Annotated in this window: 20 protein-coding genes; 14 read left to right on the top strand and 6 right to left on the bottom strand. The window is 40.8% G+C overall.

Annotation, left to right across the window (positions count from 1 at the left end):
• Window positions 1–77 precede the first annotated feature (77 nt).
• The 5 genes from ACFRAK_RS15740 to ACFRAK_RS15760 all read left to right on the top strand — a co-directional run bounded on the left by ACFRAK_RS15740 (window position 78) and on the right by ACFRAK_RS15760 (window position 4,396).
• Window positions 78–974 (top strand): LysR family transcriptional regulator, encoded by an 897-nt coding sequence (locus ACFRAK_RS15740; RefSeq protein ID WP_387705581.1) that lies wholly within the window; start codon window positions 78–80, stop codon window positions 972–974.
• A gap of 486 nt (window positions 975–1,460) precedes the next feature.
• Window positions 1,461–1,637 carry a hypothetical protein gene (locus ACFRAK_RS15745; RefSeq protein WP_214786801.1) on the top strand — a complete coding sequence of 59 codons (177 nt, stop codon included), beginning with the start codon at window positions 1,461–1,463 and terminating at the stop codon, window positions 1,635–1,637.
• 424 nt (window positions 1,638–2,061) lie between these two features.
• The gene (locus ACFRAK_RS15750) at window positions 2,062–2,763 is read left to right on the top strand and encodes a hypothetical protein (protein WP_394572044.1); all 702 of its coding nucleotides are present in this window, start codon (window positions 2,062–2,064) and stop codon (window positions 2,761–2,763) included.
• Window positions 2,764–2,959: 196 nt separating this feature from the next.
• The gene (locus ACFRAK_RS15755; RefSeq protein ID WP_387705585.1) at window positions 2,960–3,826 is read left to right on the top strand and encodes an RNA polymerase sigma-70 factor; all 867 of its coding nucleotides are present in this window, start codon (window positions 2,960–2,962) and stop codon (window positions 3,824–3,826) included.
• 108 nt (window positions 3,827–3,934) lie between these two features.
• Window positions 3,935–4,396 (top strand): carboxymuconolactone decarboxylase family protein, encoded by a 462-nt coding sequence (locus tag ACFRAK_RS15760; protein ID WP_192206477.1) that lies wholly within the window; start codon window positions 3,935–3,937, stop codon window positions 4,394–4,396.
• Between the two features lie 164 nt (window positions 4,397–4,560).
• On the opposite strand, the gene ACFRAK_RS15765 is transcribed toward ACFRAK_RS15760, so the two are convergent.
• Both ACFRAK_RS15765 and ACFRAK_RS15770 read right to left on the bottom strand, forming a co-directional pair.
• The gene (locus ACFRAK_RS15765) at window positions 4,561–4,788 is read right to left on the bottom strand and encodes a hypothetical protein (protein WP_387705587.1); all 228 of its coding nucleotides are present in this window, start codon (window positions 4,786–4,788) and stop codon (window positions 4,561–4,563) included.
• On the bottom strand, window positions 4,788–5,108 hold the full coding sequence (locus ACFRAK_RS15770; protein WP_144528821.1) for a YbjQ family protein: 321 nt from the start codon (window positions 5,106–5,108) through the stop codon (window positions 4,788–4,790). Before ACFRAK_RS15770 ends, ACFRAK_RS15765 begins: the two co-directional genes overlap by 1 nt.
• A gap of 786 nt (window positions 5,109–5,894) precedes the next feature.
• Between ACFRAK_RS15770 and ACFRAK_RS15775 the strand changes: the two genes are divergently transcribed.
• The 5 genes from ACFRAK_RS15775 (at window position 5,895) to ACFRAK_RS15795 (ending at window position 11,070) form a co-directional block, all read left to right on the top strand.
• On the top strand, window positions 5,895–7,700 hold the full coding sequence (locus ACFRAK_RS15775; protein WP_394572051.1) for a LytS/YhcK type 5TM receptor domain-containing protein: 1,806 nt from the start codon (window positions 5,895–5,897) through the stop codon (window positions 7,698–7,700).
• Complete coding sequence (locus ACFRAK_RS15780; RefSeq protein WP_394572045.1) at window positions 7,672–8,418, top strand: LytR/AlgR family response regulator transcription factor; 747 nt, start codon at window positions 7,672–7,674, stop codon at window positions 8,416–8,418. The genes ACFRAK_RS15775 and ACFRAK_RS15780 overlap by 29 nt, the downstream gene beginning before the upstream one ends.
• A gap of 141 nt (window positions 8,419–8,559) precedes the next feature.
• Window positions 8,560–10,353, top strand: coding sequence for a carbon starvation protein CstA (gene cstA / locus ACFRAK_RS15785; protein ID WP_192206473.1), 1,794 nt, complete (start codon window positions 8,560–8,562; stop codon window positions 10,351–10,353).
• A gap of 155 nt (window positions 10,354–10,508) precedes the next feature.
• Window positions 10,509–10,664: a DUF1540 domain-containing protein gene (locus ACFRAK_RS15790; protein WP_192206472.1), complete on the top strand. Its 156-nt coding sequence runs from the start codon at window positions 10,509–10,511 to the stop codon at window positions 10,662–10,664.
• A gap of 184 nt (window positions 10,665–10,848) precedes the next feature.
• Complete coding sequence (locus ACFRAK_RS15795) at window positions 10,849–11,070, top strand: hypothetical protein (RefSeq protein WP_394572046.1); 222 nt, start codon at window positions 10,849–10,851, stop codon at window positions 11,068–11,070.
• 85 nt (window positions 11,071–11,155) lie between these two features.
• Here the strand turns inward: ACFRAK_RS15795 and ACFRAK_RS15800 are convergent, their stop codons facing one another.
• Together ACFRAK_RS15800 and ACFRAK_RS15805 are read right to left on the bottom strand one after the other, a co-directional pair.
• Complete coding sequence (locus ACFRAK_RS15800; protein WP_387603551.1) at window positions 11,156–11,806, bottom strand: O-methyltransferase; 651 nt, start codon at window positions 11,804–11,806, stop codon at window positions 11,156–11,158.
• A complete protein-coding gene (locus tag ACFRAK_RS15805; RefSeq protein ID WP_387705595.1) occupies window positions 11,793–12,128 on the bottom strand; it encodes a hypothetical protein in 336 nt (111 codons plus the stop codon). The genes ACFRAK_RS15800 and ACFRAK_RS15805 overlap by 14 nt, the downstream gene beginning before the upstream one ends.
• A 238-nt stretch (window positions 12,129–12,366) precedes the next feature.
• On the opposite strand from ACFRAK_RS15805, the gene ACFRAK_RS15810 reads away from it, so the two are divergent.
• The gene (locus tag ACFRAK_RS15810) at window positions 12,367–12,927 is read left to right on the top strand and encodes a TetR/AcrR family transcriptional regulator (protein ID WP_192206468.1); all 561 of its coding nucleotides are present in this window, start codon (window positions 12,367–12,369) and stop codon (window positions 12,925–12,927) included.
• Between the two features lie 36 nt (window positions 12,928–12,963).
• Complete coding sequence (locus ACFRAK_RS15815; protein ID WP_394572052.1) at window positions 12,964–14,319, top strand: DHA2 family efflux MFS transporter permease subunit; 1,356 nt, start codon at window positions 12,964–12,966, stop codon at window positions 14,317–14,319.
• Window positions 14,320–14,363: 44 nt separating this feature from the next.
• On the opposite strand, the gene ACFRAK_RS15820 is transcribed toward ACFRAK_RS15815, so the two are convergent.
• Together ACFRAK_RS15820 and ACFRAK_RS15825 are read right to left on the bottom strand one after the other, a co-directional pair.
• Complete coding sequence (locus tag ACFRAK_RS15820) at window positions 14,364–14,804, bottom strand: MarR family winged helix-turn-helix transcriptional regulator (RefSeq protein WP_387603557.1); 441 nt, start codon at window positions 14,802–14,804, stop codon at window positions 14,364–14,366.
• A gap of 133 nt (window positions 14,805–14,937) precedes the next feature.
• Window positions 14,938–16,029, bottom strand: a complete 1,092-nt coding sequence (locus tag ACFRAK_RS15825) for a low temperature requirement protein A (protein ID WP_387705599.1) — start codon at window positions 16,027–16,029, stop codon at window positions 14,938–14,940.
• A gap of 227 nt (window positions 16,030–16,256) precedes the next feature.
• Here ACFRAK_RS15825 and ACFRAK_RS15830 point away from each other — a divergent pair, with 227 nt between their 5' ends.
• Both ACFRAK_RS15830 and ycaC read left to right on the top strand, forming a co-directional pair.
• On the top strand, window positions 16,257–16,817 hold the full coding sequence (locus ACFRAK_RS15830; protein ID WP_387705601.1) for an NADPH-dependent FMN reductase: 561 nt from the start codon (window positions 16,257–16,259) through the stop codon (window positions 16,815–16,817).
• Between the two features lie 177 nt (window positions 16,818–16,994).
• A complete protein-coding gene (ycaC, locus tag ACFRAK_RS15835) occupies window positions 16,995–17,633 on the top strand; it encodes an isochorismate family cysteine hydrolase YcaC (protein WP_387603566.1) in 639 nt (212 codons plus the stop codon).
• Window positions 17,634–17,776: the final 143 nt, after the last annotated feature.

Genomic DNA, 17,776 nt, shown 5'->3' on the forward strand with positions numbered 1-17,776 from the left:
AGTCATTATCATGTAAAATGACTTAAAATGAATATAATCATCATTATTAATGATAGTTAAGAAAGGGGGGCACCTTTATGGAAATGCGGGATTTGCAAATATTCCAGTGCGTCGCTAAATATGGCAGCGTAAGTAAGGCGGCTGTTGAATTGAATTACGTCCAATCCAATGTAACCGCCAGGATTAAGCATTTAGAGCAGGAGTTGCGGACGCCTTTATTCAATCGACATAAACGTGGCATGTCTTTAACTGCAGAGGCTAGAAAAATGCTTGAGTATGTAAACAAAATATTGCTTGATGTGGAAGAACTCAAGCAAGTATTCCTGGATAGTGAAACACCTACAGGGATATTGAACATCGGTACAGTTGAAACGGTCAGCGATCTCCCCAAGATTCTAGCCTCTTATTATAAACAGTATCCAAATGTCGATTTATCCATAAAGGCGGGGATAACCGAGGATTTAATTAAAGATGTCATCGAACATAGGCTGGATGGCGCTTTTGTTACAGGACCGATTAAACATCCGCTCATTCAGCCATACGATGTGTGTACAGAAAAACTTGTATTAGTTACAAGAAATGAAACATTTAACCTGGAAGAAATTATAACAGAACCATTTTTAGTATTCAGTCAGGGTTGTGGGTATCGCTCTAAACTCGAACAATGGCTGAAAGATGAAGAAGTGATGCCCAAAAGGATCATGGAGTTCAATGTATTGGAAACGATCTTAACCAGCGTTACACTAGGCCTTGGCATTACCCTCGTACCAGAATCAGCGGTAAATCACCTTACAGCCACTGAAAAAGTTCACGTGCATGCAATTCCGGAAGAATACGGCAATATTTCGACTGTCTTCATTCACCGTAAAGACGCCTATATGACAAACTCCATGCAAAGCTTCTTACAAACCATTGAAGCTCATCATGACAACCGATTTAAGCAAAATCCTGGATCCACTCCTGAGCTAATATGAAGGATATTCTTTACATAGAATGATGGAGGATCGCTGAAACCGATTATTAGGCTGCGAAACTATTAGGGGTGGCGAAAACGTATGGATGAAAAAGACTGTTTAATTTTTCCATATTTATATAAGAGTGGTTCGATGAAAGGTTTCTTCTTGAGGAAGAAAATATATGCATCATTTCAAAAGATGGGATACCCGTTGAAAGCCTTCCAGAAATTCCGATGATTAATCGCAATTTGCTATAGTGAGAAAAACTAAAATGGTTGTTCGCCTTTCAGACTGTAGGCAAACTCGAAGAAAAGCGAGTTTGCCTATAGTTTTTTTCTTTTAAATCGTTCCTGTTGAATGGAATGGAAGGTACGAGATTCCTGCGGGGAAAGAGTCCCGAGGAGGCTAGTAAAACCAATAGCTAAACGTTTTTGTTTAGCTAATTGTATTACTTTTCATCAATTGGGAAAATATATAAATAATAGTGAGGAGGAGGGAACAAAGATGGAAGTTAATATGAGTGTTGAAGAAGTCGTGAATCAAATTTCTGAATTAGTAGAAAAAGAAGGAAAGCCACCTCGAAAGAAAGAGGTAAAGAAGTCAGATCCGGAGTTAATGAAAAATGCATTGTATTATTTTCCTAATTGGGATACTGCAGTAGAACATAGCATTGGATCTTAACCATAAACGGATATATAAGGCAAGGGAAGTTATGAAGGCCGCCAATGGGCGGCCTTTTGAACGTGCGATTCTTTACATTGGAATATCATATCCGGCAAGCCCGGGCAACGTAAATGAAATCAACTAACTTTGCATATTTTGATTGCTCCTTTATCGGGCGCTTTTCCTGAACTGGAAAGCGTCTTTGTTATGGAAAAAAGGGATATTAAATAATGCCTTATAGTGAAATGATACTTATTAACTTAAGGATAGTATTTTCTTGAAATTAGTAAATCAATCAAATTCATATTTTCTTTTCGGAAAGAGAGGAGCATGGATCTTTTTTTAGTCTATAAAGTCTGATACTTGCAAAGATGCATAGTGTAACTTTTTTACATATGGAGCCGTATAATAATTTGTTAAAACACATGAAAAGAGGGTTCCAATGAAAAAGATATTGTTTATTTTGGCAGCCATTTTTTTGGTAACAGGACTTAGTGCTTGTAACGGAGTCCAGGAGGGAAATAAGGAATCTCCACCAATTTCAGAAAAGCCAAATGATAAACCTAAGCAAACCGGCGGGCAAGATGAAAATCCTCCAGGTGAATCGGTCGATGGTCCGACAAAAGCTCGGCCAAATACGAAAACGGATATGATCATTTTAGAAGGTATGGAAGAATCATTTCAATTCAGGCTTCATCATAGTCAGGCACTGGGATTCTCAACCTACATCGTGGATGACATGGTCGTTGAAGAGGCTAGTTCTGGTGAAGGAGATGCAATGATTGTTTTTGCAAATTTTGCAGGCCAGAGAAATGAGGATGCCAAAGTTCAGATATTTTCGAAAAGGGAGGGTACGAATGCGACAATAGAAGAAAAGAAGGAGTTTGCGAGGGAAGTGGTGATTAGCAACGACTTTGAGATTAAACAGCGATCTGATAATAGGCCTAACCGTTTTGATTGGTCTGAGGTCGAATTTGACATTAGTCAGCAGGGCAGTAATTCAATATTGGGTACAGTGTCGGTTTTTCAGCATGGCGACCGGGTTTACTATGCGATAGTTCAATACCCGGAAGAATATGAAGAAGGCTTCATACCGCGGGTTGTAAAAATGTTTGACGATATCGTTTGGTATGAAGCACCTTGATAAATGAGGATCCGTAATTGGATCCGTAATTGGGAAAAATTATCGATTTTTCTGGGAACAGCTCTATGGCTGTTCTTTTTAAGTAGTAGATTGTATGCTTTAAACCAGGTTAGGAAGGAAAAATGATTGGCTTAGAGAATAGTTATGGAAAGATGACATACAAAAAAATGAATTTGATAGAAAATAGGTGAAGCAAGTGGAGTTGGATACATTATATAAGACATATCAACCTTTTCTTTTTTCCATCGCATACCGGATGCTTGGATCTGTTACCGACGCAGAAGATATCGTTCATGATTTATTCCTGCAGCTTAAGCTTGATACCGAACAAATTAAGGACATGAAAGCATATCTTGCGAAAATGACGACTAATCGCTGTCTGAACTTTTTAAATTCTGCCCGTAAGAGAAGGGAGGTTTACACAGGACCTTGGCTGCCTGAACCTCGGGTAAACGAAACAGATCAGCCTTTAGATAAAGTTGTAACGGATGAAACGGTTGCATATGCCTTCCTCGTTTTGCTGGAACAGCTTTCACCTATTGAAAGAGCGGTTTTCGTGCTTAGAGAAGCATTCGCTTACAGTTATGAAGATATTGCCGAAATGCTGGAAAAGAATGAAGTGAACTGCAGAAAGATCTACAGCCGGGCTAAGCGGAAATTACAGAATGATCTGCCAGTCCATCCGGGGGATACGAAACATGTCGATCTATTGGCACAAAAATTCATAAAGGCATCTACGACAGGAAACTTTGAGGAGCTTTTGGATATCCTTACAGAAGATGTTGTCCTTGTTACTGATGGCGGAGGAAAAGTGCTATCTGCCTTAAATCCGATTGTAAACAAACAGCGCGTATTCTCCTTTCTTACAGGAGTGTCTGCTAAAGGAAGTTTCATAGGAGAACTTCTTCCGGTGATGGTCAATGGTCAGGAAGGAATTTTGCAAATGAAAGAAGGAAAGCCTGTCAAAGTCATCTGCTTTGAATTGGATTCACAGCAAAAAAATATCCGAAAAATCTTTATTGTTACCAATCCCGATAAATTAAATCATGTTCCTATTCCATAATAGGGTAGACGGAGGGCTCATAACGGGCTCTCTTTTTCGTATGTCACGAATCAAACCCCTATTTTGTCTTATAAGTGGAACCAAAAAGGTTTAATGGAGGAGATAGACATGGAACAACGCATTAACTACATGAAGACAAATCGGGAAGTGGTCAAATTAATGATGGGATTGGAGGAGTACAAGAAAACAACGGAAATCGATAGCAAATTAATCGAATTGATTAAAATTCGCGCGTCTCAAATCAATGGCTGTGCGTACTGCTTGGATATGCATACAAAGGATGCCCGGGCAATGGGTGAAACGGAACAAAGAATATACTGCTTGAGTGCTTGGCGTGAATCACCATTCTATTCTGAACCGGAAAGGGCAGCGCTGGAATTGACGGAAGCGGTCACGGCCATTTCTGCAAACGGGGTACCTGATGAACTGTATGAGCGGGTCCGCCTTCATTTTGATGAAAAACAATATATCGATCTCGTTACCATCATCATCACGATCAACGGCTGGAACAGATTGGCCATTTCAGCACAAAACATCCCCGGGCACTATAAGCCCGTAATGCAAAAATAATTTGCAACACAAATTAGGATAAAAATTAGATGACCCATCCGTGAAGCGGTTTGGTCCCAGTTTTTACCCATGAATGCTGATTTAACGGGAATCATCTATAAAATCAGCATTAAGTATAGCATTATAAAAGGCCACGTTTTTGTATGAAACGTGGCCTTTTATAATCATTTTTCTTTTTTATAAAAGCGTTCACCTGTTTCAGGATTATAATACACTCTTGTTTTTTCTCCAGTCACAGGGTCCATATTTACTTCATCTGTCCGCTGAAATCCGTCAGGAACTTTTACACCGTGATTACGTTTAAACCGTTTATCATAGATAAAGTATCCAAGTAAAATGCATAAGATAACTATAACAATTTGTAATATATAGTACCCTATGATGAATTTCATTATATTGCCTCCACAATAACGGCAGTTCCATATGCAACGATTTCACTCATATTTTTACCGATTTCCCCAGAATCATATCTCATCATTACAATTGCGTTTGCGCCCATTTGATTGGCATTTTTAATCATACGGTCCATAGCTTCTTTTCTTGAATCTTCAAGCATAGCTGTATATTGCTTGATTTCTCCGCCTACTAAGGATTTTAACCCTGCCATGATATCGCCGCCAATCCCTCTGCTTCTTACAATTAGACCAAAGGCGGGTCCTTTTACTTCTACAATTTTGTAACCTTCAATATTTTCTGTGGTAACTACCAACATAATAATCGCCTCCATCTTATTTACTTTATTGAAAGTAAGTCCACAATATCTTTTATATCTATGTGCTGTGCAGCCCTATACTCTTTTTTAGTATTTCCACACAAACAGAAGGCATATCTTCAGCTATTGTGTTACCTCCATTGAATAATGATTACCTGTTTATCAAGCAAAAAAAAATTATACCATTCCTTTAAATTTTAACATAAGACAAGCTTCATCCTTCTTAACACCTAGCATATTTCGAGTAAACATAAAAAATCCCATTTCGCAGGGATGAAAATTTAGTTTCATAGTACAAGCAGATGAATTATGATCTGGAAGTTATATCCAATTCTTCAAACCGTTTATTTATATAATTACGATCTCAGAAACATTTATATACAGATTATCAGCTATTTCTTTATCCCCGAAGATGTGATTTTTTAGTTTTTACAGTGGTATGTTGCAATAACATAAAACAAATGCACAGAATCTGTCAGGAATTTCTATGACGAAAACCTTGATAAATATCTACATGAGGATGTTGACACGTTTCTGTATAAATGACTCAGTGATTTAAAAAGCCTTGGTATTCATAGGCTTTTTTTTTGAATGATCATACCGGGATTGAACCAACCACTGCATTCTCATGTTCCCTATGCTATCTGAAGGCGTATGTCCCCAATGTGAAATGATTAAATGGAGGTTCCTCTGTTCGTTTCCATGTTCTTGGATTATCGGTGTAAAAACAAAATTCGACAAGGATTTCATCGCTGGTGTAAGATGAATGAAAAAGCCAGAAATGGGGTGAATGTTTTGGTTGGTTTATTACCGTCGCTGTTTGAAAAAGTGGGAATCATCGTAATCGCCGCATTCCTGCTTTCCTATATGAAACCGTTTCGGCAAATGATAGGCCATGAACATGATTTGTCCAAGAAAATCATGTTTATCGCACTTTTTGGGACGTTCGGCATCATAAGTAACTATACAGGGATCGAAATCGGGAATCATGCCATGCCGGAGTGGGATTGGCCTGGGAATTGGCATGCTGGGATTGCTCCCGAGAACGCGATTGCCAACACAAGGATTATGGGCGTGGCTATCGGCGGTTTGCTGGGAGGGCCCATTGTTGGATTGGGAGTAGGTTTGATTGCGGGCATCCACCGTTATTTTCTCGGGGGTTTTACGGCGGGGGCTTGTGCAATCGCTGCGATTTTGGCTGGGGTTTTATCGGGTTTTTTGGGGAAAAGGCGCCGAAAGCATGGGACGATCACCCCTTGGTTCGCCCTTCCCATTTGCATGGCATTGGAAGCGATCCAAATGGGCATCATCCTCGTGACGGCCAAACCATTTGAAAGGGCGTGGGAGCTCGTACAAGTAATCGGACTTCCCATGATCATCATCAACGGGTTCGGGACTTTATTGTTCATGCTCATCATTCAGTCGATCACGAGGGACGAGGCACGGACGCGGGCTGTACAAACCAATCTTGCGTTCCTGATTGCGGATCAGACTTTGCCCTATTTCCGGCAAGGTCTGAATCAAACTTCATGCAAGAGAATAGCCGAAATCATCTTGGGGCTGACTGAAGCCGACGCCGTGGCCATAACCAATGAACATAGCGTACTCGCCCATGTGGGTGCTGCATCCGATCACCATGTCCCAAAGGTGGGAATAGCGACAGGCTTAACGAAAAAGGCCCTTGAACAAGGGGAAATCATCGTGGCCAAAACAAAAAAGGACATTTATTGTTTCCATGATCAATGCCCATTGGAGGCGGCCGTGGTCCTGCCGTTGCAGGTCCAACAGAAAACGGTCGGGACTTTGAAGATGTATTTCAAGCATCCGGATAAATTAAGCCAAGTGGAACAAGAGTTAGCTGAAGGGTTGGCAAAACTATTTTCCACTCAATTGGAACTCGCTAAAGCGGAGATGCAAACGAAATTATTGAAGGATGCTGAAATTAAGGCCTTACAGGCACAGGTCCATCCTCATTTTTTATTCAATGCAATTAATACGATATCCGTTCTATGCCGGACGGATGTCGAGAAGGCAAGAAATTTATTGCAGGAGCTCAGTGCCTTCTTTCGTTCTAATTTACAAGGGGCCCGACAAATTCTTGTGCCGCTGGAAAAGGAATTGGAGCATGTTAACGCTTATTTATCATTGGAGCAGGCGCGTTTTCCAGATAAATATCATATCGACTACCGCATTGAGCCAAGGCTTAAGGAAGTTCTCATCCCTCCATTCACGTTACAGCCGCTAGTTGAGAATGCGGTACACCATGCATTTCCACCTGTGAAAGGCAAAGGTGAAATCATCATTCACGCATACTTTAAAGACCATTCATTGCAAATTGTTGTGGAAGATAACGGAAAAGGGATTTCGGACGGGAGAATAGATGAATTGGGTAAGCATGCTGTAGAATCGACTAAGGGTACAGGAACGGCCCTTCATAATATCAGTGAACGGCTGGATGGGATCTATAAAGGAAAGGCCAGCCTCTCGATCGCAAGTGAACCGGGGCACGGAGCACAAGTGAAAATATCAATACCACTCAACGAAAAAGGAGCATATGTCAACGATGATGAAAGCATTTATCGTAGAGGATGAACCACTGGCAAGGGATGAATTGAAATATCTATTGAAGAGAAGCAGGCAAGTTGAAGTCCTGGGTGAGGCCGAGGGGATAGAAGATGCCATGAGGGAAATCTCGCGCCTTAAACCCGAACTTGTCTTTTTGGACATTGAGCTTGCAGAAGGCAATGGCTTGCATTTGGCTAAGCAATTGGCGGAACTTGACCCTGCACCTTCGCTTATTTTTGCGACCGCTTATGATGAGTTTGCCCTTCAAGCTTTCGAGTTATATGCCTTTGATTATCTATTAAAGCCATTTAATGAAAAAAGGATTCGGCAAACATTAGATAAGCTCATGAAGCAGCGGCAAATCGAGAATGGCGAATCCAGGACAGCACCTCCAGCCAGCCGTACGGCGGTGGAACAGACAGGTAAATTGGCTGTATCGATAGATGATCGGATCGTTTTGATCGACCGGGATCATATTTTGTTCATAGGACTCGTGGAAGGAAAGACGATCATTAAAACTGAAGAAATTGAATATAAAATCGGTGAGCCCCTCATCGTGCTTGAAAGGAAGCTCGATAACCGCTCATTTATACGGGTGCATCGCGGTTTTATCGTGAATGTCACCCATATATCTGAAATACAGCCTTGGTTCAACTCGACTTATAATCTCATTATGAGTGACGGATCAAACATTCCGGTAAGCCGCACATATGTGAAGGAGCTAAGGCAGCTTATCGGTTTTTAAAAATTTTCATAATTCTGCATTTTACCTTCTTCATAATGCAGTCCATCCCCCGATATCTGCATTATAACTTGAAAATCCATTGAAGCCGCTTTCATTGTGATATCATCATTTTACGATGTAAGAAATAGAGGGGGTTCAAATATGAATGCGGTTACAATTGTCATAGGCTCCATTTGTATATTAATGATTGCCTACCGTTTATACGGGACATTCATAGCACTTAAAGTATTAAAACTCGATGATTCGAAGCCGACTCCGGCCCATAAATTAGAAGATGGAAAGGATTATGTTCCAACAAATAAATGGGTGGCATTCGGCCACCATTTTGCAGCCATCGCAGCGGCCGGTCCTTTGGTGGGTCCGATCCTTGCTGCACAATTCGGCTATTTGCCAAGTTTATTATGGCTATTAATCGGGGCTGTAATCGGGGGAGCCGTCCATGATGCCGTCGTGCTTTTCGCGTCGATGCGGAAAGACGGCAAATCCCTTTCAGAAGTGGCGAAAGAAGAACTTGGACCTGTAGCAGGTTTCTGTACAGGACTCGCGATGCTTTTTATCATTACAATCACGATGGCAGGACTTTCAATGGTCGTGCTGCATGCATTGGAAAATAATCCATGGGGGACGTTTGCAGTCGGGATCACCATTCCCATCGCCATGGGAGTAGGGCTTTACCATAAAAAAACCGGCAATCTGAAAGGTGCGACCATCGTCGGGTTTGCGCTTATCATGGCCGCGATTTTACTTGGTCCGAACATTCAAGGAACGGCACTTGGTGACTTATTGACACTTGAGGCGAGCACACTTGCCATCATCTTGCCGATCTATGCTTTCTTCGCCGCCGCATTGCCTGTTTGGCTGCTGCTGGCACCTCGTGATTACTTGAGTACATTTATGAAAATCGGTGTTTTTGCCGCATTGATTATCGGCGTTTTCGTGGTAAATCCAGAAATCCAGTTTCCTGCGTTTACCGAATTCATTAATGGCGGAGGCCCGATTGTAGCCGGACCCGTTTGGCCATTCATTTCAATAACGATCGCCTGTGGGGCGATTTCAGGATTCCATGCATTTGTCGGATCAGGCACAACCCCAAAAATGTTAAACCGTTGGAGTGATATCAAATCCGTCGGTTTCGGGGCGATGCTTGTGGAATGTGTCGTTGCCATCATGGCATTGATTGCTGCGGTCTCACTGCAGCCAGGAGATTATTTTGCGATTAACTCTTCACCTGAAGTATTTCAAACATTAGGTATGGAAACCGTGCACCTTAACGAACTTAGTGAAGAAATCGGCATTAATCTGGAAGGACGGACAGGCGGCGCAGTTACACTTGCTGTCGGCATGACCTATATTTTTACCGAAATTCCCTTCTTTGACAAACTGGCTTCGTTTTTCTTCCAATTCGTCATCATGTTCGAGGCGGTGTTCATACTAACCGCAATCGATTCAGGGACACGTGTTGCCCGTTACTTAATCCAGGACTTCTTCGGGGAGTTCTATAAACCATTAAAAAGGGTCGACTGGCTGCCGGGTAACATCTTCGCCAGCGCGTTAGCCTGCTTTATATGGGGATACCTGCTTTACTCTGGGGACATTAGTTCGATCTGGGCACTCTTTGGCGTATCCAACCAGCTCATGGCCTCGATTGGACTCATCATCGGTGCGACCGTCGTATTGAAAATTGCAGACAAACGCTGGTATATGTGGACATGCCTCGTACCCCTTGCCTACTTATATGTAACGGTTAATGTAGCAGGGTATTGGATGGTCAGAAACGTATACCTGAACCCGGACTCTGCAGGATTCAGCATCCTGAACGGAATATTATCGATCACCATGTTAATCCTGGGCTTGATCATTCTGGTTGCCGCCTTGAAAAAATGGCGGGAACTTTGGAAAATCCCGCAAGCAGAACTACTGAAAAGAACAGCATGAGCATAAAAAAATCCGGGTGGAAGCTGCCCGGATTTTTGTTCGTTGCGAATGTTAAAAAATGCCCTCAATTTAATTTGCCTTAACAAAAACCTGAAAAAGGAAAGTATCAATAATCTCAACTTTGTTAATGATAGCAAATGAGGAGGTGTGAAAAGATGGCAAAAGATGTTCTATGTGAAGTGAATAATTGTAAATATTGGGATTCTGGAAACAAATGCAGTGCAGATGCTATTTATGTTGTCAGCCATAAAGGGAATCAAGCAACAAATAGCAAAGAAACGGATTGCAAAACATTTGATCCAGAAATTTAAATCATCGAGGGTAACCATCAACTGGTTACCCTTCTTTCTTATTATTATTGATAATAAAAATCATTTTCATTCAAGATTATAGAAATTCATTTCATTTTTCTTCATGAAAAGGATATTTAGGCGATAAATACGAGAGTTTGGGCGATAGTTCGCAACTTTACTCGTATAATTGGCTGTGTTACTCGTGAGTTTGGGCAATTTACTCGTGAATATAGCTGATTTACTCGTGAGATTGGGCACTTTACTCGTGAATATAGCTGATTTACTCGTGAGATTGAGCACTTTACTCGTGAATATAGCTGATTTACTCGTGAGATTGGGTAATTTACTCGTGAACTCGCCCATTACTCGTGAGATTGAGCGATTTACTCGTGAGATTGGGCAATTTACTCGTGAATATAGCTGATTTACTCGTGAAATTGAGCACATTACTCGTAAATTTAGCTGTTTAACTCGTGAATATAGCTGATTTACTCGTGAGATTGGGCACTTTACTCGTGAGTTTGAGCACTTACCTTTGAAAGAGTCAGCCCATCACCGATCGGAATGAGCACGGATTCCAATTGAGGGTGTTTGGCAACCGTTTCATTGAATGCCTTCATGAATGCAGTGTGACGTTCAGGTTCAGCATCCGGATCTGCGACACTGCCCCTTGCAAGTACGTTATCCATGACGATCAAAGCACCCGGTTCCGCCAGCTTAATGCAGTATTGCAGGTAATTTTCATAATTGTCCTTGTCGGCATCTATAAAGAAAAAATCAAATTTCTTGTTATCATGAACGAGTTTTTCAAGGCTTTGCAGAGCTGCTCCGGTCATATATGATACTTGATCGCCAAAGCCGGCTTTGGATAGATTGCCATAAGCTAACTTTGCGTAATCCTCCTTTAATTCAAGGGAGGTTAATGTTCCTTCGCTGCCGAATCCCCTGGCGAGGCAAATCCCGCTATAGCCCCCAAGAGCCCCTATTTCCAAAACATTTTTAGCTCCTGAAATGGATACAAGCATTGTAAGAAGTTTCCCGGAAGAGGGGGATACCGATATGGACGGCATTCCGTTTTCTTGTATGGACGTAATGACTTCTTCCAATAGGCCATCTTTGGTATAAAATACTGAATCGATATACTTGTTAATTTGTTTCATTCATTTCCATTCCTTTCTCATCATTATTGGAAGTTTCTCTTTCTTCACTTTTCTTATCGGCTGTTTCATTTTCTTGTATTTCAAATAATTGAATGAATTCGTTGATTAACATATCAATGGCCTTCAATTCACCGACTAAGATTTGATTAATGGATTGAAACTCTGGTTTATCTAACTGTTCCTTAATGGTTGAACGTTTAACATTCATCATTTCTAAAAAAGCAATGGCCCTTCCGCGGCGAAATGTTTTTGGTCCACGATGGTGTGAACCGTGGTCTTTTCCTTTGTGATGGCGTTCTTTTTTGAGTTCTTCGTTTCTCATGTTAAAACCTCCTTTTGTGTATACATATGTATACGATTTTGTCTTGTGTTAAATGTATACATATGTATACAAATTGTCAACTGATAATAGAATGGAAAAATTAAAATACCGTTTATAAAAAGTTTGTCTAAATTGTGAATTCGTTATTTAGAGAGGCAAAAAAGTACTTACATCCAAAGAATTTTTTTTGTTATAGTAACAAATAGACCGGTTGGTATGGTGGGGGTGTGCTACGGAAATGGATACAAAATCGTTGATAATCGAGAATGCAACGATTCTTTTCCAGCAAAAAGGATATAAAGGTGTTGGACTAAGCGAAATCTTAAAAGTATGTAATGTTACGAAAGGTTCGCTTTATCACCATTTTCCTAATGGAAAAGAGGAATTATTAATCGCGTGCCTTCATTCTTTGAATGAAGTAATTACGACGGATATCGTGGATATTTTTGAACGGTATCCGACAACGTTAGAAGCGACAAAATACATGATTGAAAAGTTAATCGTCCATTTAGAAAGGGAAGGGACGATTACGGGTTACACATTTAGCAGCATGGTAAGTGAAATGGCCACATTAAGTGATCCTGTACGAAAGGCTTGCGCCGAACTTTATGTGAAAATTCAAGGGATTTATTTTAATAAGCTTATGGAAGATGGATTTTCAAAAGAGTTAGCTTCCAATATTGCATTGATGATGACAGCCTCCATCGAAGGGGCAATGATGCTTTGTTTGGCCGAAACATCGGCAAAGCCGCTAAAAGTAATTTCGCAAATGTTACCCAATATATTGAAGGAGTTTTAACAAGTGGATAATAAAAATATTAAAACAGGGCCGATAATGGCTGCCCTTTTGGTAGCAGGCTTTGTTGGGCTATTTAGTGAAACCGCATTGAACATCGCCTTAGGTGAATTGAGCCATATTTTTGGCGTGGATGCGACGACAATACAGTGGCTTGCAACAGGCTACTTTTTAACGCTTGGTATTTTAGTGCCAGTAACAGGAATTTTAATGCAAAAATTCACGACACGCCAAATGTTCATGGCGTCTTTATTTTTTTCGATCATCGGAACGGTCATCGCTGCAGTAGCACCGGTTTTTAGCGTGTTATTGACGGCCCGTGTCATTCAGGCTGCTGGATTGGCGATCATTTTGCCATTGACGCAAAATGTCATTTTCACGATTTTCCCACCTAATAAACGCGGAGGGGCAATGGGTGTGATGGGCTTGGTCATCTTGGCTGGTCCAGCATTCGGTCCTACATTGGCAGGAATGATTTTAGATACGTTATCATGGCATTGGATATTCTGGTTTACGATTCCATTCTTGCTATTCTCGCTTATCTTCGGCTATCTCTATATTCCGAATGTCAATGAAACTCGACAAGTATCAATCGATATCTTATCAGTTGTGTTATCGCCGATTGGCTTTGGTGGAGTTGTATACGGTGTAAGTGTAGGAGGGGATCATGGTTGGACGAGCATGACGGTAATTGGCACGATCATCGTTGGATTGATTGGCCTAATCTTCTTTGCAATCCGTCAGACAAAGATGGAAAACCCGATGTTGAATTTAAGAGCATTCAAATATCCACTATTTGTGCTAGGTCTTGCGATGAACATGATTACATTCCTCAACATGTTATCGATGCTGGTTGTTTTACCGATGTATATGCAAATGGCGTTATTGGTTTCTGCGTTCGCCACTGGGCTGATCATGCTGCCAGGAAGTCTATTGAACTGCGTTTTTGCTCCGATCATCGGCAAGCTGTTCGATAGATATGGACCTCGTGCCGTAATTACACCAGGAACGATCATGGTTGTCATTGGCTACGGGCTATATGCAATGTATGGAACAGACACAGCACTATGGATCATGGTTGTTACGCATATCGTGATGATGCTCGGCATTGGCATGGTACTCGCTTCAGTACAAACGAATACATTGAATGCATTGCCAAAACAATTCTATCCGGATGGCATCGCGATTACGCAAACATCACAGCAAGTATCAGGGGCAATTGGGATAGCGGTCATGGTTTCGCTATTCTCTGCGAAGCAAAATGGCTACTTGACTGATGTGGCAAATGATTTACCGGCAGCTGCTGCCTCAGGTTCATCACTTGTATTTAAAATCAGTTTGATTTTCGCCATCGTGAATGTGGTGCTTTCACTGTTCATGAAAAAACCGAAGTAACAGAGATAAAAAAACAGATCACCATTTAAACGGGTGATCTGTTTTCATTCTTGCACTTTACTAAGTAAGTCCAAAAGCTGCTGCTTTTCCGCCTCATTCAAGTTGGCAAACTGTGATGCTTGAAAATGCTCTTGTTTTGGAACAACTTCATGAAAAAACTCTTTTCCTTCCTCTGTCAATGAAAGATATTTTGTTTTCCATTCCTGTTCCCGTTTAATCAATCCCAACTCTTCCATTTTCCTTAATAGTTGAGTGATATTGCCTTTTGTCACAAAAAGCTTGTTTGCCAGTTCTTGCTGAGACAATCGTTCATGTGAACCCACTTGAACCAGGATATCGAATTGGGCTGCCGATAGATTCCATTTCTTTAAATGTTGATTGGATTCCCGGATGCTCTGGTTATATATTCGTGTTATTCGGAACCATAACATTAAACCTAGTCGTTCCTCATTAGATGCGGTGGGATTCGTTGTGTTTTCTTTCATGAATGTCACCTCATTCTTTCTTCGTCACAATCAGCTTATGAATAAACCAATAGGGTGTCAAATGCAAAAACTTCCATCCTCGAATCAAAGAAACCAGTATGATCAATTGATACTGGTTTCTTTGATTCCTTCATTATGTAGTCGTTAGTTTAGCAAAGATGATAAAAAACAGTGTTAATTCGCCTATTACCACAATATTCGGTACCCCGACAAACAAATTAAAAATAAAAAAGATAGCTAAAATCCCTAACAATAATCCTAAATGATAGATTTGCAACCGCTGGTGCTTATGTCTATATTGATGGAAAACAAAAGTGGTTGACATGAAATAGAGCAAAACGGAACCGAAAACAAAATATAGGATAAATGAATAATGGACTTCATGTAAAAACAATAATCTGATGGCTGCTGCAATCATGCTTATGGACATTAAAATAAACAGATGACCGTAAATGATGATTTGTCCGGAAGATTGTACAGACTTGTCGACCTTTTTCTCCATGTTATCGAAATATTGCCACCACATAGCTATTATCAGGACAAATGAAATGATGGAAAAGGCTATCGAATCCCAATTTCCTTGTTTAGGCTGAATGACCGCAAGAGTGCTCACAAGAGCTTCCCCAAAGAGAATGATGGTAAATAGGCCAAAGCGCTCCAACAGGTGGGCCGTATTTGTAGGAACCTTTTCTAAGCACTTTCTTCCAAGGATTGGGATGATGATATCGATCAGGATGCCCAAATACAGCACAGCATATCGAAGCCAGGAATCAAAAAGGACGGAGAACAATGAAATGGCAATTCCAATCCAAAAATACCTTCCCAAAAAGAGTGCTGCCTTTTTTCGAACTCCCTCTTCTATCCGTTGTACAACAAGGTATTGGATGGCAGTCACGGCTCTTAAGCCAATATAACCAATTAAAAAAGAAAGATAATAAGGATCAAAATCAACAGATAGGCTTGATGTCATAATGAGGACAAAGAACATTTGCAATATCAAAAATAGCCGTTGATGAAATACATCCTTACCAAACCGGTTAATAAATATGGTTTGGCCTACCCAAGCCCACCAGATAGGAATAAAAATCAACACGAACTTAAATAAATACTCTGGATGGATATAACCATCTTCAACATGCAGTAAAACATGAGTGGCGCCCGCAACGGCTGCCACAAATAACAAATCATAAAAGAGCTCTAACCATGTAACTTTCTTTTCATCCATTTCAGCACTCCTCCCGGTCGCCTTATAGTTTATAGTATGTTGTAAATATTCAGAAAATGGAAGAGGGACTTTGGTGCATGCAATTTAGAATTCATGTTTATTTTAGGAAGTTCTTTTTACCCAGCTATTATGTTTTGCCATATTTAGTGATTAGGAATAACGTCACTTTTTTGACTTTGGTATATTATGGTACTATAGGAGATGATTTCAAAATGGGAGGGAAGTAGATGACCAGAACCATTGGCCTTATTTGCGGCAGTTTACGGGAAAATTCTTATAATCGAATCATCGCACAATCATTGACAGGTATGGTTGATTCTTATCAATTTCGCTGGATCGAAATTCATGATCTTCCGTTGTTTAACGAAGACTTGGAAATAAGTGGCGTTCCAGAAGCAGTGACGTCATTTAAATCAGCCATTCAGGATGTTGACGGTATCATTATCGTAAGCCCAGAGTATAATTCCGGAATACCAGGCGTATTAAAAAATGCATTGGACTGGGCATCAAGACCTCGGGAGTCCGCTGTACTTACCAAAAAACCAGTTGGCCTGATCGGAGCAACTCCTGGGGGAATGGGCACTGCATTTGCTCAAATGCAAATCAGGCAAATACTGGAGGCCATGCAAGTTCATGTTCTTCCATTTCAAAAAATGCTGATATCTCAAGTACATAAAAAGATTGATTCTGATCGGAAAGTTCTTACTGACGATCAAACAAAACGTTATCTTGAGCGTTATTTACAACAATTCATTCATTGGATCGATCACACTCCTGTTCTAGATTAATTAGCCATAGTCAATGAATCTTATTATATATATGATTGACAGGCTATAAGTTTATAGATAAACTTATAAATAACAATCAGTTAAGTTATAAACTGATTGCAACCAACGAAGGAGTTGGGGGAATTTCCCTACATATGAACTTTCTTCGATAGCTTTAATAAAAGGGGGACTTTAAAAATGTCTGATCTCTATTCTCGTATTTCCAAAGATGATGCTGCCGTTCTGCTAGTGGATCATCAAACCGGTCTTATTTCAGGGCTAGTGCGTGATTATGGTGTTGATGAATTCAAGAACAATGTTATGGCTCTTGCCAACACCGCCAAGTTTTTTGATTTGCCAGTCATTTTAACAACGAGCTTTGAAAACGGACCGAACGGACCGCTCATGCAAGAATTGGAAGAACTCTTTCCTCACGCACCAAAAATAGCTCGGCCTGGACAAATTAACGCATGGGATAATGAAGATTTTGTTAAAGCAATCGAAGAAACCGGAAAAAAACAACTAATCATCGCGGGCGTTGTTACGGATGTCTGCGTTGCTTTCCCGGCACTTTCCGCAATGAACGCCGGTTATGAAGTATTCGCTGTCACGGATGCATCTGGAACAGTCAGCAAACAGGTAGCTGATGCGGCTTTAGCGCGTATGGCCCACGGCGGTGTGCAGCTTATGAACTGGTTTAGCGTAGCTTGCGAATTACAGCGTGATTGGCGCAACGATGTCGAAGGTTTTGGTGCTTTACTTTCCAGCCAGCTTCCAGGTTATCAAAATATCATCGGAAGCTATAGGGGAGCTCAGCGCGATTTCAGCAAGATATAAAGAATGAAGGAAGGAAGGGACATTTGTCCCCTCTGACTGTAGGCAAACTTGAACTGCCCCGTAAATGTTAGACACCAACTAACATTTATGGGGTGTTTTTTATGGCCAATTTTTCTGCCGAACAGAAAATATTCATTACACGA

This window comes from Peribacillus sp. NPDC056705 (assembly GCF_043656335.1).

Coding starts and splice junctions, on each gene's coding strand:
- ACFRAK_RS15740 (WP_387705581.1), top strand. CDS start 78: ATGGAAATGCGGGATTTGCAAATATTCCAGTGCGTCGCTAAATATGGC.
- ACFRAK_RS15745 (WP_214786801.1), top strand. CDS start 1,461: ATGGAAGTTAATATGAGTGTTGAAGAAGTCGTGAATCAAATTTCTGAA.
- ACFRAK_RS15750 (WP_394572044.1), top strand. CDS start 2,062: ATGAAAAAGATATTGTTTATTTTGGCAGCCATTTTTTTGGTAACAGGA.
- ACFRAK_RS15760 (WP_192206477.1), top strand. CDS start 3,935: ATGGAACAACGCATTAACTACATGAAGACAAATCGGGAAGTGGTCAAA.
- ACFRAK_RS15765 (WP_387705587.1), bottom strand. CDS start 4,788: ATGAAATTCATCATAGGGTACTATATATTACAAATTGTTATAGTTATC.
- ACFRAK_RS15770 (WP_144528821.1), bottom strand. CDS start 5,108: ATGTTGGTAGTTACCACAGAAAATATTGAAGGTTACAAAATTGTAGAA.
- ACFRAK_RS15780 (WP_394572045.1), top strand. CDS start 7,672: ATGATGAAAGCATTTATCGTAGAGGATGAACCACTGGCAAGGGATGAA.
- cstA (WP_192206473.1), top strand. CDS start 8,560: ATGAATGCGGTTACAATTGTCATAGGCTCCATTTGTATATTAATGATT.
- ACFRAK_RS15790 (WP_192206472.1), top strand. CDS start 10,509: ATGGCAAAAGATGTTCTATGTGAAGTGAATAATTGTAAATATTGGGAT.
- ACFRAK_RS15800 (WP_387603551.1), bottom strand. CDS start 11,806: ATGAAACAAATTAACAAGTATATCGATTCAGTATTTTATACCAAAGAT.
- ACFRAK_RS15805 (WP_387705595.1), bottom strand. CDS start 12,128: ATGAGAAACGAAGAACTCAAAAAAGAACGCCATCACAAAGGAAAAGAC.
- ACFRAK_RS15810 (WP_192206468.1), top strand. CDS start 12,367: ATGGATACAAAATCGTTGATAATCGAGAATGCAACGATTCTTTTCCAG.
- ACFRAK_RS15815 (WP_394572052.1), top strand. CDS start 12,964: ATGGCTGCCCTTTTGGTAGCAGGCTTTGTTGGGCTATTTAGTGAAACC.
- ACFRAK_RS15820 (WP_387603557.1), bottom strand. CDS start 14,804: ATGAAAGAAAACACAACGAATCCCACCGCATCTAATGAGGAACGACTA.
- ACFRAK_RS15825 (WP_387705599.1), bottom strand. CDS start 16,029: ATGGATGAAAAGAAAGTTACATGGTTAGAGCTCTTTTATGATTTGTTA.
- ACFRAK_RS15830 (WP_387705601.1), top strand. CDS start 16,257: ATGACCAGAACCATTGGCCTTATTTGCGGCAGTTTACGGGAAAATTCT.
- ycaC (WP_387603566.1), top strand. CDS start 16,995: ATGTCTGATCTCTATTCTCGTATTTCCAAAGATGATGCTGCCGTTCTG.